Source organism: Streptomyces sp. PH10-H1 (assembly GCF_030063355.1).
In the GTDB taxonomy this organism is placed as follows: Bacteria; Actinomycetota; Actinomycetes; order Streptomycetales; family Streptomycetaceae; genus Actinacidiphila.
This window is the reverse complement of record NZ_JASISZ010000128.1, coordinates 1-13,059: the sequence shown is the minus strand read 5'-3', so window position 1 is coordinate 13,059 and position 13,059 is coordinate 1. Positions and strand designations below refer to the sequence as shown.

12 protein-coding genes and 1 pseudogene are annotated in these 13,059 nt (G+C 70.0%); 7 read left to right on the top strand and 6 right to left on the bottom strand.

Going from position 1 to position 13,059, the window contains the following annotated elements:
• The first annotated feature begins 89 nt into the window (after positions 1–89).
• The 5 genes from QMK24_RS39165 (at position 90) to QMK24_RS39145 (ending at position 7,181) form a co-directional block, all read left to right on the top strand.
• Positions 90–896 (top strand): HlyD family efflux transporter periplasmic adaptor subunit, encoded by an 807-nt coding sequence (locus QMK24_RS39165; protein WP_283471671.1) that lies wholly within the window; start codon positions 90–92, stop codon positions 894–896.
• On the top strand, positions 893–3,178 hold the full coding sequence (locus tag QMK24_RS39160; RefSeq protein ID WP_283471670.1) for an NHLP family bacteriocin export ABC transporter peptidase/permease/ATPase subunit: 2,286 nt from the start codon (positions 893–895) through the stop codon (positions 3,176–3,178). The genes QMK24_RS39165 and QMK24_RS39160 overlap by 4 nt, the downstream gene beginning before the upstream one ends.
• Before the next feature lies 1 nt (position 3,179).
• Positions 3,180–6,077 (top strand): NHLP bacteriocin export ABC transporter permease/ATPase subunit, encoded by a 2,898-nt coding sequence (locus tag QMK24_RS39155; RefSeq protein ID WP_502962709.1) that lies wholly within the window; start codon positions 3,180–3,182, stop codon positions 6,075–6,077.
• Positions 6,078–6,301: 224 nt separating this feature from the next.
• Complete coding sequence (locus QMK24_RS39150) at positions 6,302–6,430, top strand: hypothetical protein (protein ID WP_283471669.1); 129 nt, start codon at positions 6,302–6,304, stop codon at positions 6,428–6,430.
• Positions 6,431–6,596: 166 nt separating this feature from the next.
• Positions 6,597–7,181: a DUF2231 domain-containing protein gene (locus tag QMK24_RS39145; protein ID WP_283471668.1), complete on the top strand. Its 585-nt coding sequence runs from the start codon at positions 6,597–6,599 to the stop codon at positions 7,179–7,181.
• A gap of 58 nt (positions 7,182–7,239) precedes the next feature.
• Here QMK24_RS39145 and QMK24_RS39140 read toward each other — a convergent pair whose 3' ends face one another.
• From QMK24_RS39140 to QMK24_RS39130, 3 genes are all read right to left on the bottom strand, one after another.
• Positions 7,240–8,079, bottom strand: coding sequence for an AfsR/SARP family transcriptional regulator (locus tag QMK24_RS39140; protein ID WP_283471667.1), 840 nt, complete (start codon positions 8,077–8,079; stop codon positions 7,240–7,242).
• A gap of 395 nt (positions 8,080–8,474) precedes the next feature.
• Positions 8,475–9,551: a patatin-like phospholipase family protein gene (locus tag QMK24_RS39135; protein ID WP_283471666.1), complete on the bottom strand. Its 1,077-nt coding sequence runs from the start codon at positions 9,549–9,551 to the stop codon at positions 8,475–8,477.
• A gap of 108 nt (positions 9,552–9,659) precedes the next feature.
• Entirely contained in the window at positions 9,660–10,268 is a 609-nt protein-coding gene (locus QMK24_RS39130) for a TIGR03086 family metal-binding protein (RefSeq protein WP_283471665.1), read from the bottom strand.
• Between the two features lie 50 nt (positions 10,269–10,318).
• Here QMK24_RS39130 and QMK24_RS39125 point away from each other — a divergent pair, with 50 nt between their 5' ends.
• A complete protein-coding gene (locus QMK24_RS39125) occupies positions 10,319–10,741 on the top strand; it encodes a MarR family winged helix-turn-helix transcriptional regulator (RefSeq protein ID WP_283471664.1) in 423 nt (140 codons plus the stop codon).
• A gap of 267 nt (positions 10,742–11,008) precedes the next feature.
• Here QMK24_RS39125 and QMK24_RS39120 read toward each other — a convergent pair whose 3' ends face one another.
• The 3 genes and pseudogenes from QMK24_RS39120 to QMK24_RS39110 all read right to left on the bottom strand — a co-directional run bounded on the left by QMK24_RS39120 (position 11,009) and on the right by QMK24_RS39110 (position 12,108).
• On the bottom strand, positions 11,009–11,389 hold the full coding sequence (locus QMK24_RS39120) for a hypothetical protein (protein ID WP_283471663.1): 381 nt from the start codon (positions 11,387–11,389) through the stop codon (positions 11,009–11,011).
• 154 nt (positions 11,390–11,543) lie between these two features.
• Positions 11,544–11,879: pseudogene (locus tag QMK24_RS39115) on the bottom strand (response regulator); the annotation flags it as partial.
• A gap of 61 nt (positions 11,880–11,940) precedes the next feature.
• The gene (locus QMK24_RS39110) at positions 11,941–12,108 is read right to left on the bottom strand and encodes a hypothetical protein (protein WP_283471662.1); all 168 of its coding nucleotides are present in this window, start codon (positions 12,106–12,108) and stop codon (positions 11,941–11,943) included.
• Positions 12,109–12,511: 403 nt separating this feature from the next.
• On the opposite strand from QMK24_RS39110, the gene QMK24_RS39105 reads away from it, so the two are divergent.
• Entirely contained in the window at positions 12,512–12,832 is a 321-nt protein-coding gene (locus QMK24_RS39105) for an SH3 domain-containing protein (protein WP_283471661.1), read from the top strand.
• Positions 12,833–13,059: the final 227 nt, after the last annotated feature.

Here is a 13,059-nt window from a genome sequence, read left to right as displayed (position 1 = left end):
CGGGCCAGCCGGCCCCCCCGCCCGCCCGCCCCGGCCCCGTAAGCGGTCACTTGCCGTACCCGGCCGAGACGAATGCAGAGGACTAGTTCGTGCAGTTCCGGCAGAAGGCGCTTTCCAAACAGCAATCGCCTGAAGAACTCGACGTACCGGTGCGTTTCGCCCGGCCGCAGGGTGGGCTCGTACTGGCCGTCACCGCAGCCGTCATGGCCGTCGCATGTTTCTGGGCCGTGACCGGTTCCGTCACGTCCAAGGTGAACATGCCCGGACTCCTGACCCACGCAGAGGGCAGCTACATCCTGCAGAGTCCGGTCGCGGGTCAGGTCAATGCCGTCTTCGCCAAAGAGGGCGACCTGCTGCCCAAGGGCGCACCGTTGCTGAGCATCCGCAACGCCCAGAAGGTCGAGACCGTACGCACGGTGGCCGCGGGGCGGGTGACCGCACTGGTGGCCGCCATGGGCGGTGTCGTCGCCACCGGGGCGGACCTGGCGACAGTGGAACGCGTCGACGGCCCCGATGAACCGCTGGTGGCGGTGTTGTACGCGCCGGGCAGCAGCGGATCGACGATCACCGTGGGTTCCGCGGTGGACCTGACCGTCCAGTCGGCGCCGGCACAGCAGTTCGGTGTGCTGCGCGGCCGTGTCCTGTCCGTCGGCCGGGTACCCCAGACGCGCCGGCAGATCAGCGCTTTCCTCGGGGACAGCCAGTTGGGCGAGCAATTCTCGGCGCAGGGCCAGCCGGTGCCGGTCGTGGTGCAACTGGACCGGTCGACCAGTACGACGTCCGGGTACACGTGGTCGTCGGCGCAGGGTCCCCCGTACGCGATCGATTCCACCACGCTGGTCAGTGGCGCCATCCACCTGACCGCGCAGCGCCCGATCGATTGGCTCCTTCCGTGACCGCGCACGACGATGCCACGGCGACACAGCCGCTGCCGCTCCCCGGGCAGGGGAGGCACCGTCCGAACCCGGCCGGCGGGCGGCACCGCCCGAACCGGGCGAGACCCCGGCAGACGCCGAAGGGCGAGAAGCAGAAGACCGTCCGCAGCCCCACCGTTCTCCAGATGGAAGCCGTGGAGTGCGGTGCCGCTTCGCTGGCCATGGTGCTCGGCCACTACGGCCGGCATGTGCCCCTGGAAGAGCTGCGCATCGCCTGCGGCGTGTCCCGTGACGGCTCCAGAGCCAGCAACCTGCTCAAGGCCGCACGCGGGTACGGTCTCACGGCCAAGGGCATGCAGATGGAACCCGCTGCCCTGGCGGAGGTGCGGGCGCCGGCCATCCTGTTCTGGGAGTTCAACCACTACGTCGTCTTCGACGGGATGAAGCGTCGCTACGGCCGGCGGGTGGCGCACATCAACGACCCGGCCCGGGGCCGCCGATTCGTCTCGATGGAGGACTTCGACTCCAGCTTCACCGGCGTCGTGCTGACCTTCGAGCCCGGCGGTGGATTCCAACGGGGTGGCCGGAAGCCGGGGATCATGCGAACCCTGCCGGCCCGGCTGCGCGGCACTACGGGCACCATGCTGGCAGCGCTGATCGCCAGCCTCCTGCTGGTCGCCGTCGGCGCGGCGGTACCGGCGCTGAGCCGTACGTACATCGATCTGTTCCTGTTCGGCAATCAGACGTCGTTGCTGGGCGTGCTCTTCGCGTCGATGGCCACCATGGTGGCGCTGACCGCGGTACTGACCGCGCTGCAGCAGGGGAATCTGCTGCGGGGACGCATCATCTCGTCCACGCTGAGCAGCGCCCGGTTCCTGCGGCATCTGCTCAGGCTGCCCGTCACGTTCTTCGCCCAGCGCAACCCCGCCGACCTCGTCCAGCGCCTGCAGTCCAACGACATGGTGGCCGAGACCCTGGCCAGGGACCTTGCCGCCGCCGGTGTGGACGTCGTGGTCGTGATCCTGTACGCGGTCCTGCTGTGGACCTACGATCCGCAACTCACCGTCATCGGCGTGCTCATCGCCCTGCTCAACGTGGCGGCGATGCGGGTGGTGGTGCGCATCCGGGCAACCGGTGTCCAGAAGCTGCGCGCCGACGGCGCCCGGCTGACGAACACCTCGTACAGCGGGCTCCAGCTGATCGAGACGATGAAGGCGACCGGAGGCGAGAACGGGTACTTCCGCCGCTGGGCCGGCCAGCACGCGACCACCTTGGAGGGGCAGCAGCGCCTTGGTGTGCCGAGCGCGGCGCTGGCCGTCGTCGCGCCCACGCTCGCGGCGCTCAACAGCGCGCTGATCCTCCTGATCGGCGGATTGCGCGCGGTGGAGGGCCATATCTCGATCGGTCTGCTCGTCGCCTTCCAGGCGCTGGTGATCAGCTTCACCGCGCCGGTCACCCGGCTGAACGGGGTGGCCGGCCGGATTCAGGACTTCGCGGCCGATGTGGCCCGGCTCAAGGACGTCGAAAGCTTCCCGGTCGATCCGCTGTTCTCACGGCCGGCGCCTGCCGCGAGCACCCGCAGGCTCAAAGGGCATGTGACCCTGGAAAACGTCACGTTCGGCTACAGTCCGCTCGACAAACCGCTGCTCACCGACTTCTCCCTGTCGGTGGGACCGGGCCAGCAGGTCGCACTCGTCGGCGGATCCGGCAGCGGCAAGTCCACCGTGTCCCGGCTGATATCGGGGCTCTACAGTCCGTGGGAGGGCGTGATCCGCATCGACGGGCAACGGCTGGAGGACATCTCCCGCAGTGCGCTGTCCGCCTCGGTCTCATTCGTCGACCAGGACGTCTTCCTCTTCGAGGGCACCGTCCGCGACAACGTGGCCCTGTGGGACCCGTCGATACCGGACGAGGCCGTCGTCGCCGCCCTCAAGGACGCCGCCGTCCATGACGCGGTCGCCAAGCGTCCCGGCGGCATTCACAGCCGGGTGGAGCAGGACGGCCGCAACTTCTCCGGTGGTCAGCGGCAGCGGCTGGAAATCGCCCGGGCGCTGGTCCGCCGGCCCAGCATCCTGGTCCTCGACGAAGTGACCAGTGCCCTGGACGCGGAGACCGAGCAAGTGATCATCGACAGCCTGCGGCGGCGCGGCTGTGCCTGTGTCGTGATCGCGCACCGGTTGAGCACCGTGCGCGACAGCGACGAGATCGTCGTACTGGACCGCGGAACGGTCGTCGAACGCGGGCGCCACGACGACCTGGTCGCCGCCGGGGGACCGTACGCGGAATTGGTCAAGGAGCATTGACGTGACATCCGTTCACCACCCCGCGGCCACCGGCGGCCGGCCCGGCGACGTGGTGCTCGGCGCCATGGGCGGCCTGGGCGAACCGGTGGACTGCGCCGGCGGGCGCAGCCTGCCGCTGGAGGGCCCCCATGTGCTGTGGCTGGTCGTCGACGGCGCGATGGACCTGTTCGCGGCGGAGGCCGGCGGACAGGGGCACTGGCACTTCCTCGGCCGGCTCGCCACGGGCACCCTGCTGCTCGGACCGGCCGATGGCCCCCTGCACACTCTCGTCGGCAGGCCCTTGCGGGGTTGCGTGCTGCGCCGCATCCAACTGCGCGAGCTGTTCCGGCCCGAGTACGGCGACCAGTGGTCGTACACCAGCCCCGGACGGGGCCTCAGCCCGCTGGAGGACGCGTTCGCTCGCGGCATCGGACGCGGCCTGAGCGTGCTGTTCGAAGCCCCCGTGCACGGCCGGCCGGGGCAGGAACCAGGCGAGCCGGTACCCGGCCACCAGGCAGTAGCAGGAGTGGGCCGGACACCTGCTGACCAGGCATCGGCCGATGACAACATCCTGTGGATGCCGGTGGCCCCGGGCAGCGTGGAGTACGGCGCCGCGTTCGCCAGGGAATCGGCCGGTGACCTGCTCGTCGATGACGCCCTGTGGCAGCTCATGGTCAACCAGCAGACCCGGCTGCTGTTCGCGCTGGACCGCTGGATCGAAGAGCTCGAACGCGCCCACGAGGACCGGACAGCGGCCCGTATCAAGGCCGGCGAAGCCGTGCGCGCAGCGGCGGACCAGGCGCTGGTGGCCTCGGTCGGCACCTCGGGAAGAGCCGCGGCCGGGCTGCCGGAGGGGACCGACGACGCCACACTCGCCGCCTGCCGCAGGGTCGCCGAAGCGGCAGGGATCACGATCTCGGCGCCCGCCGAGGGCAGCGCGGCGAACGACCGGACGACTCCGGTCGAGCGCATCGCGCTGAGTTCGCGGTTCCGTACGCGTGAGGTCAAGCTCAACGGGCGCTGGTGGCGGGAGAACACCGGCCCCCTGGTGGGTCACCGGGTCACGACCGGAGCCCCGGTGGCACTGCTGTGGCGCCGGGGCAGGTACGAGGCGGTGGAACCCATCACCGGCAAGCGATCGGAAATCGGCAGGACGAACGCGGACCGATTCGAACCCCGCGCCGTCATGTTCTACCGCCCACTGCCCGAGCAGCCGATGTCCGCGTGGCGACTGCTCCGCTTCAGCCTGCGCGGCACCCGGATGGACCTGCGCAACCTGGTACTCGGCGGACTCATCGCCGTCGCCCTCGGGGCGATGGTGCCGATCGCGACCGGACAGGTTCTCGGTGTCTACGTACCGGACGCCGAGAACAGTCTCATCGTTCAGACCTCCCTGGCGATCGTGGCCACCACTATCGTCTCCGCCGTCTTCATGCTGCTGGAGAACATCTCCATCCTGCGCATGGAGGGGCGTGTCGAGGCCACACTGCAGCCGGCCATCTGGGACCGGCTGCTGCGGCTGCCCACCAAGTTCTTCGCCCAGCGCTCCACGGGAGAGCTGGCCTCCGCGGCGATGGGCATCAGCGCCATCCGCCGCGTGCTGTCCGGCGTCAGCTCGGTGGTGGTGCAAGCCGGCACGGTCGGAACCGTGAACCTCGTTCTGCTGCTGTGGTACAGCCTCCCGCTGACGCTGATGGCGGTCGCCATGCTGATCGTCATCGGCACGGTGTTCCTCAGTCTCGGCCTGTGGCAGCTGCGGTGGCAGCGCCAGTTGATCGTGCTCAGCAACAAGCTCAACAACCAGGCCTTCCAGACACTGCGCGGACTGCCCAAACTGCGCGTCGCCGCGGCGGGGAGCTTCGCCTATGCGTCCTGGGCCCGCGAGTTCGCCCGCAGTCGCGAACTGCAGCAGCGGGTGGGCAGGATCAAGAACCTGATCACGGTCCTGAACGCGGTCTATCTGCCGTTCTGCACGCTCATCATGTTCATGCTGCTCGCCGGCCCGGCCCGCGGAACGCTGTCGGCGAGCAGCTTCCTCACCTTCAACACCGCCGTCACCATGATGCTGACCTCCGTCACGCAACTCACCGGTGCGCTCATCTCCGCGGCCTCCGCCCTGCCACTCTTCGAGCAGATCAAACCGGTACTCGACGAGGTCCCCGAAGTCAGCGGAGGGAGTACCGCGCCCGGCACACTGACCGGCGCGATCGAGGCCAGAAACCTGTCCTTCCGATACGCCGAGGACAGCCCGCTGGTGCTCGACAACGTGTCGTTCCAGGTGCTGCCGGGCGAGTTCGTCGCGATCGTCGGGGCCAGCGGCTGCGGCAAATCGACCTTGCTCCGGCTGCTCATCGGCTTCGACCGACCGGCGTCCGGCAGCGTGCTCTACGACGGTCAGGATCTGGCGGCCCTCGACCAGGCGGCCGTGCGCCGCCAGTGCGGAGTCGTCCTGCAGAACTCACAACCGTTCACCGGATCGATACTGGACTGCATCTGCGGCGCCGAGATGTTCTCCCTGGAAGAGGCGTGGGAGGCCGCAGGGATGGCCGGCCTGGCCGAGGACATCAAGGACATGCCGATGGGCATGCACACCGTGCTCTCCGACGGCGGCGGCACGGTCTCCGGCGGGCAGCGGCAGCGGCTGATGATCGCTCAGGCCCTGATCCGCCGCCCGCGCGTCCTGTTCTTCGACGAAGCCACCAGCGCGCTGGACAACGAAACCCAGCGCGTCGTGATCGAGAGCACCCGCGCCCTGCGCTCCACCCGCATCGTGATCGCCCACCGGCTCTCCACCGTCATGGACGCCGACCGGGTGATCGTCATGTCGGACGGCCGGGTCCTCCAACAGGGACCGCCCGCCGAACTGCTCGCCGACATGGACGGCCCGTTCCGTGAGCTGGTCCACCGTCAGATCCGGTGACATCATCCGCTCAGATCCGGTGACAGCCGCGCAGATCCGCTGACGGCTGCGCAGATCCGGTGACAGCCGCGATCGTCACATGAGCCGGACGGCCTCGCGGGCTTCTCCAGCAGGACACCGAGTGCGAAGGCGCCCACCGGGCCGGACTCCAGGGCAGCCGCCTGGTTCACTTTCAGTGACGATATGCTCAGTCTCCGTCACATCCCCGGCGTCAGGAGACCCGTATGTCCTACCGTTCGAAGCTGCGCGGCGCCCTGGTCGGCGCCGGCACCGCGGCTCTCGTGACCGGCACCGGCCTGCTGGCCCTGCCCGCGCGGGCCGAGGTCTCCGACCTCACCGGCCCGTCGGCCTGACCCCGACCGTCCGCCCCGCCGACTGCCCGCCGACTGCCGGCCGGCCGCTCCCGGCGATGCGGCAGCGCCGGGTTCCTGTCAGGCTGGAACGGGACGGCGCCACCGATGACCGTCCCGTGTCGCAGCCGTCCGGTTTATCCCCGGTCCCAGCGGAAAGCCACCGTTCATGAGACTCACGCAGAGGATTTTGGAGCCCACCCGCGACCACGCTCCGGTGCGCGAGTTCCTGGACGGGATCGAGGAGCAGCGCTATCTCGACACGGTGGTCCGTCCGTTGCGGCGTTGGGTGCGCGGGCTTCCGCTGGGCGGGGCACGGGATGTCCTGCGGGGAACGTGGTTGGGACATCCGCTGCATCCTGCCCTGGTGCAGGTGCCGATCGGGTCGTGGACCAGCGCCGCGGTGCTGGACCTGGTGCCCGGCGAGAAGGGTGCGGCCACCGGTACGGTCGCGCTGGGTCTGGCGGGGGCGGTTCCGGCGGTCGTGGCGGGGTGGGTGGACTGGGCGGAGCTGAATGACCGCCAGATGCGCGTGGGGGTGGTGCACGCCGCGGCCAACTCCACGGCTGTCGCTCTCTACACCGCGTCTCTGGTGGCCAGGTTGCGAGGACGCTCCGGGTCGGGGCGCACGCTGGGTTTCGCGGGCCTGACGGTGGCGACGGTCGGCGGGATTCTGGGCGGGCATCTCGCGTTTCGGCACAGGGCCGGAGCCGATCACGCCGAGGACGTACCGCACATCGCCGAGCCCGGCTGACACGCGGACGACCCTGCTGCGCATCGGGGTCGGCCTCGGCATCCGCTTGGGCCTGTTGTCATCCGCTCCGCGCGAGCGCGATGAAGGACGACGCGCCGAATGACGACCGCCGGACATGACTCAAGGCGGCATCGTGCTGAAGGACCTGACGATGGATCTCGACCAGCCGCGGCGACGGCTCGACCCCGTGATCCTCGATCAGCACAGCACGGGCGGTCCGGAACGCGGCCAGCGCCTCGGCCTGCCGTCCCGAGCGGTACAGCGCGGTCATCAACTGCCCCCACAGCAGCTCCCGTGTGGGATGGGTCCTGACCAGCCCCTCCAGTTCGATGGCCACTTGGGCATCGAGCCCCAGGACGAGTGCGGCCTCGATCCGGGCCTCGACCGCCGACAGCCGCGACCGCTCCAGCTGGGTCGCCTCCGCGGCGATCGCCGGAAGATGGCCGAACTCGGCGAAGGCATCGCCACGCCACAGACCCAGTGCGGTCGTCAACCGCTGAACGGCGAGCTGTGGCTGCTGCGCCTCCAGCGCCTCCCGCCCCAACGCCGCCAACCGATCGAACCGCACCGCATCGACCATCGCCGGATCCATCCGCAACAGATAGCCCGGCGGGCGGGTCACCAGTAACTCCTGCGCGCCGGCACCAGCGGCCCGCCGCAGCGCCGCACGTAACCTCGACACATACGTACGCACCGTGCGGTGCGCGTCCTCCGGCGGACGCTCACCCCACAACTCCGCTACCAGGGTCCCCACGCTCACCGTCCGGCCGGGCACAACCGCGAGCCGGGCGAGGACGCCCCGGAGCTGCGGACCACCAAGATCCACGGTCCGGCCGTTCGCGGCGGCCTCGAATGGCCCCAGCACACGCAATTCCAGTACGGCCGTCTCCGGTGTCATCCCTTGCCCCCCAAGATCCGCCCCGACCCACCCGCGTCCGCCGCCCCATCCGCAGATGCCCGAGCGCAACACCGACGAACAGAACACCCCGACGGGTGAGAGGGCACCCCGGCGCCAGAGTCGAGGACTCGCGCCACCTCAACCGAATCGCGGCAGACACCGGACCCGGCGGATCTCCCGCGGGCATCAAGGTCCCCCTCGATGGCGTCGGAGTGCCGGTCGAAAGCCTGGTACGCCGGAAACCGCCTGTCACGTCCTGTTCCGCTCAACGGACCGGAGCACCGGCCGCACAGCCCGGCGCTGATCGCCCTGCCGGCCGCCGACAGACCGGCCAAGCTCCTCGCGCCGGGACGGCTCGATTGCCGGCGGCGGTGCGGCCTGCCGAGTCGCACGGGTCAGTCCGTGGCCGCTGGTACGCCGGCCGGCGGCGCCGCCGGGGCGTCGAGCATCGGCCGCAGGGCCGCGTGCAGGGCCTCGCGTCCGGCTTCCATTGCCGCTTGGAGCAGCTTGCCGTCGCGGGTGAGCCGGCCCACCTTGGGCGAGCCGGCGGCCGGACGGACCGACAGCACCGCCCGTCCGGGTAGTCCGGCCGGCGGCGTCGCGTCCTGTGCGGCAGCGGGCCGCAGCCCCGAGACGCCGTAGTCGTCAAGGAGCGCGTCGTCCTGCGCACTGCGGCTGCCGCGGTCGACGAAGGTCTGGCGCAGGACGTCCGGGTAGGACCGCAGAGCAGTCGCCGCCACAAGCCGGGCACCGCGGGACGGCTTGGACGCGGATCCGGCGCGGGACGGTCCGGTCTGTCCCGGCACGGCACGCGAGCGCAGTACCATGACATGCGTGGCCCCTTGGGTGAGCGCCGATCGGAACGGCACGGACTCGGCCAGCCCGGCGTCGTAGAACCGGCGTCCGGCGAGTTCGACCGGCGGTCCCGCGAGGACGGGCAGGGCGGCGCTCGCACGCAACGCGAGCCGTAGCTCCGCGGGACCGGTGAGTAGGGGGCGTAAGTCGGTTGAGGCACCGGTCTGCACGTCGGTGGCGAGCGGATGAAACTCGATCGGGTTGGCCAGGATCGCGGCGAAGTCCATCCGTGCCACGTGGACGTAGAGGTCCTCGACGAGGTTGAGCACGTCGACCAGGGGTCGGCCCCGCCAGGGGTTGGACAGGCGAATCATCGCCTTGGCGTATGCGGGCTCGGCCCAGCCGGTCAGGCTTTGCGGGGTGCCGCTGAGCAGCCAGGCACCGGTGATGGCACCCGCCGAGGATCCGTAAACGGCGTCGAAGGCCTGGTCGGCGCCTGCCTCGTGCAGCGCCAGGGCCATTCCCGCGGAGAACGTGCCGCGCATTCCGCCGCCCTCGATGGCCAGCGCGAGCCGCAGGCCGTCCTGGCGGTGACCGGGCCGGCTGCCGGCCCGGATCCGGGCGGCGACGGCACGCAGCACAGCGTGTCCGGCGGGTCCGCTGTCCTGCTGCACCATGCGTGCTCCTCATCGTGTGGTCGCGCTTCCGGTGCGGTGGTTGAGTGGGCGATCGGTCCGCGGGTGCCTCAGCGAATGTGTCCGGACCCGGGGCCGCTTGACTCACCCTCACACGGCGGATGGCCGCCACAAGGGATCACGGCCGAGCAACGCCAGCATGCCATCCATCGCCGACGCCCCGTCATCTGTTTCCCGTTCCGGCGCGAACGACGAATCCGGCTGCGAGCGGACGTCACCCGTGGGCACCATCTGCGCCACGGCCGAAGCCGCCGCGACGACCGCAGGCGGGAAATCCGCGCGGACCCCGATACTGACAGCGACATCCCACCCATGGACCACGTAGTCGACCAGATGGAACCCGATCGCCGTCGATGCCCGGAACGATTCCCCGTCACGGATCTCCGGGAGGACGAACTCCCGGTCCATCACACCCTCGGCCGCGAACGCCGCCACCACCGAGCGGGCCGCCTCGGCGTAGGCGCCGGCCGGATCGTCGCCCAGCGGGCGTACCTCCCACGCCGACGGATCGCCTCCGTCACCACGGGCCGCCGCCGCGAATCCGCGGTGCTGGGCGGTCATGTGCCCGAGCAGTTCTCCCAGGTTCCACGCGGCGCACGGTGTGAACAGGCCCAGCTGCTCGACGGTTACCCCATCCACGATCTCCACGCTGCGCAGCACCGCCTGCCGATTCAGTTCGACCGCGCCAATAGTATTCATACGTTGACCATAAGCAGATGCAGACTATCCGCAAAGTGTATGGTCTTCGTATGGAGCGGCACGACCTGGGCGAACTGTTCGCGCGCATCACCCGCCGTCTGATCGACGCGGAACGCCAACTGCTGAGCGCGCACCGGCTGACGATGTGGGAGTACATCGCGATGTCGCAGCTCGCGCGCAGCCCGGCCCCCACCCAACTCGCCTTGGCTCAGGCCATCGAATACGACAAGACTCGCCTGATCACCATCCTCGACAGCCTCGAGCGCCGCGGAATTCTCACCCGCGAGCCCGACCCCGCCGACCGCCGGGCCCGGATCGTGCGGCTGACCCCAGCAGGCGAACAACTCCTCGCCGCCGCCCGCAGCGACATCCGCACCATGGAATCGGCACTGCTCGGCCCGCTGGACCCGGCCGAACGCGATGTACTGCTCGCCGTACTCCCCCGCCTCACCGGCGACTCCGACACGCCCTGATCCGCCCCGCGGAGTACCTGGCTTCCCGCGGGTACGGAAGTCGTGCCCATCGCCTCACGGTCGCGAAGGATCGTGGCACCGATGAGTCCGGCTGGCGCATGGCGCCGGTGTGCGGTCCGCGCGGATGTTCGCCCGCGAGCGGGCCAACCGAAATCGGCCCACAATCTCGCGATCGATCTGCGGGAGACGCGTTAGGGCACCGTGCGGTTGTGCCAACACCCGGGCCCCGAACCTGGAATCCATCGAGCAGGTGCGGACCCGGGGTTGTCACCCCGCGTCCACCACGTTCACCGTCACGCTCCAGGCCTTCATCCCGTGACAGGCGACCATGCCGGGTGCCGACGGTGACGGGCAGATCCGTCGGGCGCTGGTGAGTCGGACGTCGCCCGGGGCGGAACCACGGAAAGTGTCGGAGGAGACGTCGGCCAGCGCGGGCCCGGAGGAGGTCACCGGTGCCCAGCCGGAACCCGCCAGATCGACGTGCAGAGTGCTCCCGACCGCCAGACAGACCTGACCACCGTCGTCCGCTTCGACCAGGGGCCCGGGCTTGCACTGAGGTTGGCTGTGCGCCGGCGGAGCGACCGAGGTACCGGCACACCCGGCCGCGCACAGCAGCGCCACCACAACCGCTCCTACCCGTACGCGCATCGGACGACTCCTGATCTTGAGAAGGCTGAACCGGTCACCGCTTGGACGTGACCAGCCCGGATGCGGTTCCGCACACCCGCCGACAACACCTGACGCGCACGCTCAGGGGGACGGCGTGACCAGGCCCGTCTCATAGGCGGTGATCACAGCGCCCGGCGGCGGGCCGGGGGTGGGCGACGAAGTCAGCGATCAGGCGGCGCGCGGCGCTCGGCGCGATCAGGGCGTCACCGGCGGCGACCACGCGGATCGCCGTGAGGATGTCGTCCAGCGCCATGTCCTTGACCGCGAATCCGCTCGCGCCGGCGCGCAGCGCGCCGTAGACGTGGTCGTCCTCGTCAAAGGTGGTCAGGACCAGGACGCGGGTCGTCCCCGATTCTGCGGTGATCCGCCGGGTGGCCTCGATCCCGTCCATGCCGGGCATCCGGATGCCCATCACCACCACGTCGGGACTGACGTCCCTGACCAGTTGGACCGCTGAGGAACCGTCAGTGACGGTGTCGGCACCACGAATGCCATGCCCGGGCAGGCGCACAGCAGCAGGGTGAGTGCCGTCAGAGGGAACGCCACAGCAGCACGGCCGCCAGCACGACAAGCAACGCCACGACCGGGCCCAGCCCGGTGTGCACACCGAACGGCGCGTCGGTCGAACCGGAGGGCTCGGCCGGCGCCGAGAAGCTCGCCGTGACCGGGCTGCCCGCGGACCGGATCGGAGCGCTCACCTTCGAGCACCGGATCATGCTGCATCGCCACCGGTTCGTTCGTGGTCTCCCAGGCCATCCTGAACGGGCGGCACGCCGGGGTCCCGATCACCCACCCCGGTGTGTTCCGGGCCCTGGCGGCGTCCGCACTGCTGGCCCCGGTCCGCGCACTGATCGGCCTGGGCCTCGGCGTCCTGATCCGGCGTGGCATGCAGCGAGAGCGCTCTCGTCGCCGCGATCGATCTCGCCAACACCACTCCGGCCGCGGACACCCTCGTCCCGGCAGCGGGCTGTACCTACGCACTGACCTCCGGCCACGCACTGACGCCCTCCGCGCTTCGGTCCGCTCGACCATCCATCGACCAACCAGGGGAGACAGCACGTGAGGCGCGCAGCACAAGGCCGACGTTTCCAAGCGGCAATCATGGCCGCGACCACCGTGGCACTGGGTATGGGCCTGGCGATGGCCGGCCCGCAGGCGGCGAACGCCGTCGGCACACCTGAGCCGAAGCAGCCGAAGCAGGTGCTGAGCTCGTGCTTCGAGCGCGAGACCTGCTTCGTCACGGAGAACAACGTGATCTACCGCACCGCTCCCTGGGGAACGCCCCTCGGGCAGGTGAACCGCGGCCAGGGCTTCGACACCATCGAGTTCCGCCAAATCGCGGACGGCTCCATGTGGTTCCGGGGGAATCTGTGGGGAGGCCGTTCCAACGTCTGGATCAACGCCGCCTATCTGAACGACTGAGGCCCGACCGAATCGTTGCCGCGGACGCGCGGCAATGATTCGGCGGCAGGAGCGGCGACCTGCCGGACCACCACGCACCGTCGCTGTACTGATCCCTCAGCCTCGATCCACCGTGTAGCGGCCGGGCTGTGGACGGAGAAATCAGAAGAGGTGCCCGCTGACCTGGGATGATGGGAGTTCTGACGCTTCCATCCGCCGCAACCGGCAAGGCACCTCTCGAGTGAAAT

What these genes read in the sequence shown, in the direction of transcription:
- QMK24_RS39130 (WP_283471665.1), bottom strand. Translation starts at nt 10,268, where the DNA reads ATGAATACTATTGGCGCGGTCGAACTGAATCGGCAGGCGGTGCTGCGC.
- QMK24_RS39140 (WP_283471667.1), bottom strand. Translation starts at nt 8,079, where the DNA reads ATGACACCGGAGACGGCCGTACTGGAATTGCGTGTGCTGGGGCCATTC.
- QMK24_RS39145 (WP_283471668.1), top strand. Translation starts at nt 6,597, where the DNA reads ATGAGACTCACGCAGAGGATTTTGGAGCCCACCCGCGACCACGCTCCG.
- QMK24_RS39120 (WP_283471663.1), bottom strand. Translation starts at nt 11,389, where the DNA reads ATGCGCGTACGGGTAGGAGCGGTTGTGGTGGCGCTGCTGTGCGCGGCC.
- QMK24_RS39125 (WP_283471664.1), top strand. Translation starts at nt 10,319, where the DNA reads ATGGAGCGGCACGACCTGGGCGAACTGTTCGCGCGCATCACCCGCCGT.
- QMK24_RS39105 (WP_283471661.1), top strand. Translation starts at nt 12,512, where the DNA reads ATGGCCGCGACCACCGTGGCACTGGGTATGGGCCTGGCGATGGCCGGC.
- QMK24_RS39135 (WP_283471666.1), bottom strand. Translation starts at nt 9,551, where the DNA reads ATGGTGCAGCAGGACAGCGGACCCGCCGGACACGCTGTGCTGCGTGCC.
- QMK24_RS39150 (WP_283471669.1), top strand. Translation starts at nt 6,302, where the DNA reads ATGTCCTACCGTTCGAAGCTGCGCGGCGCCCTGGTCGGCGCCGGCACC.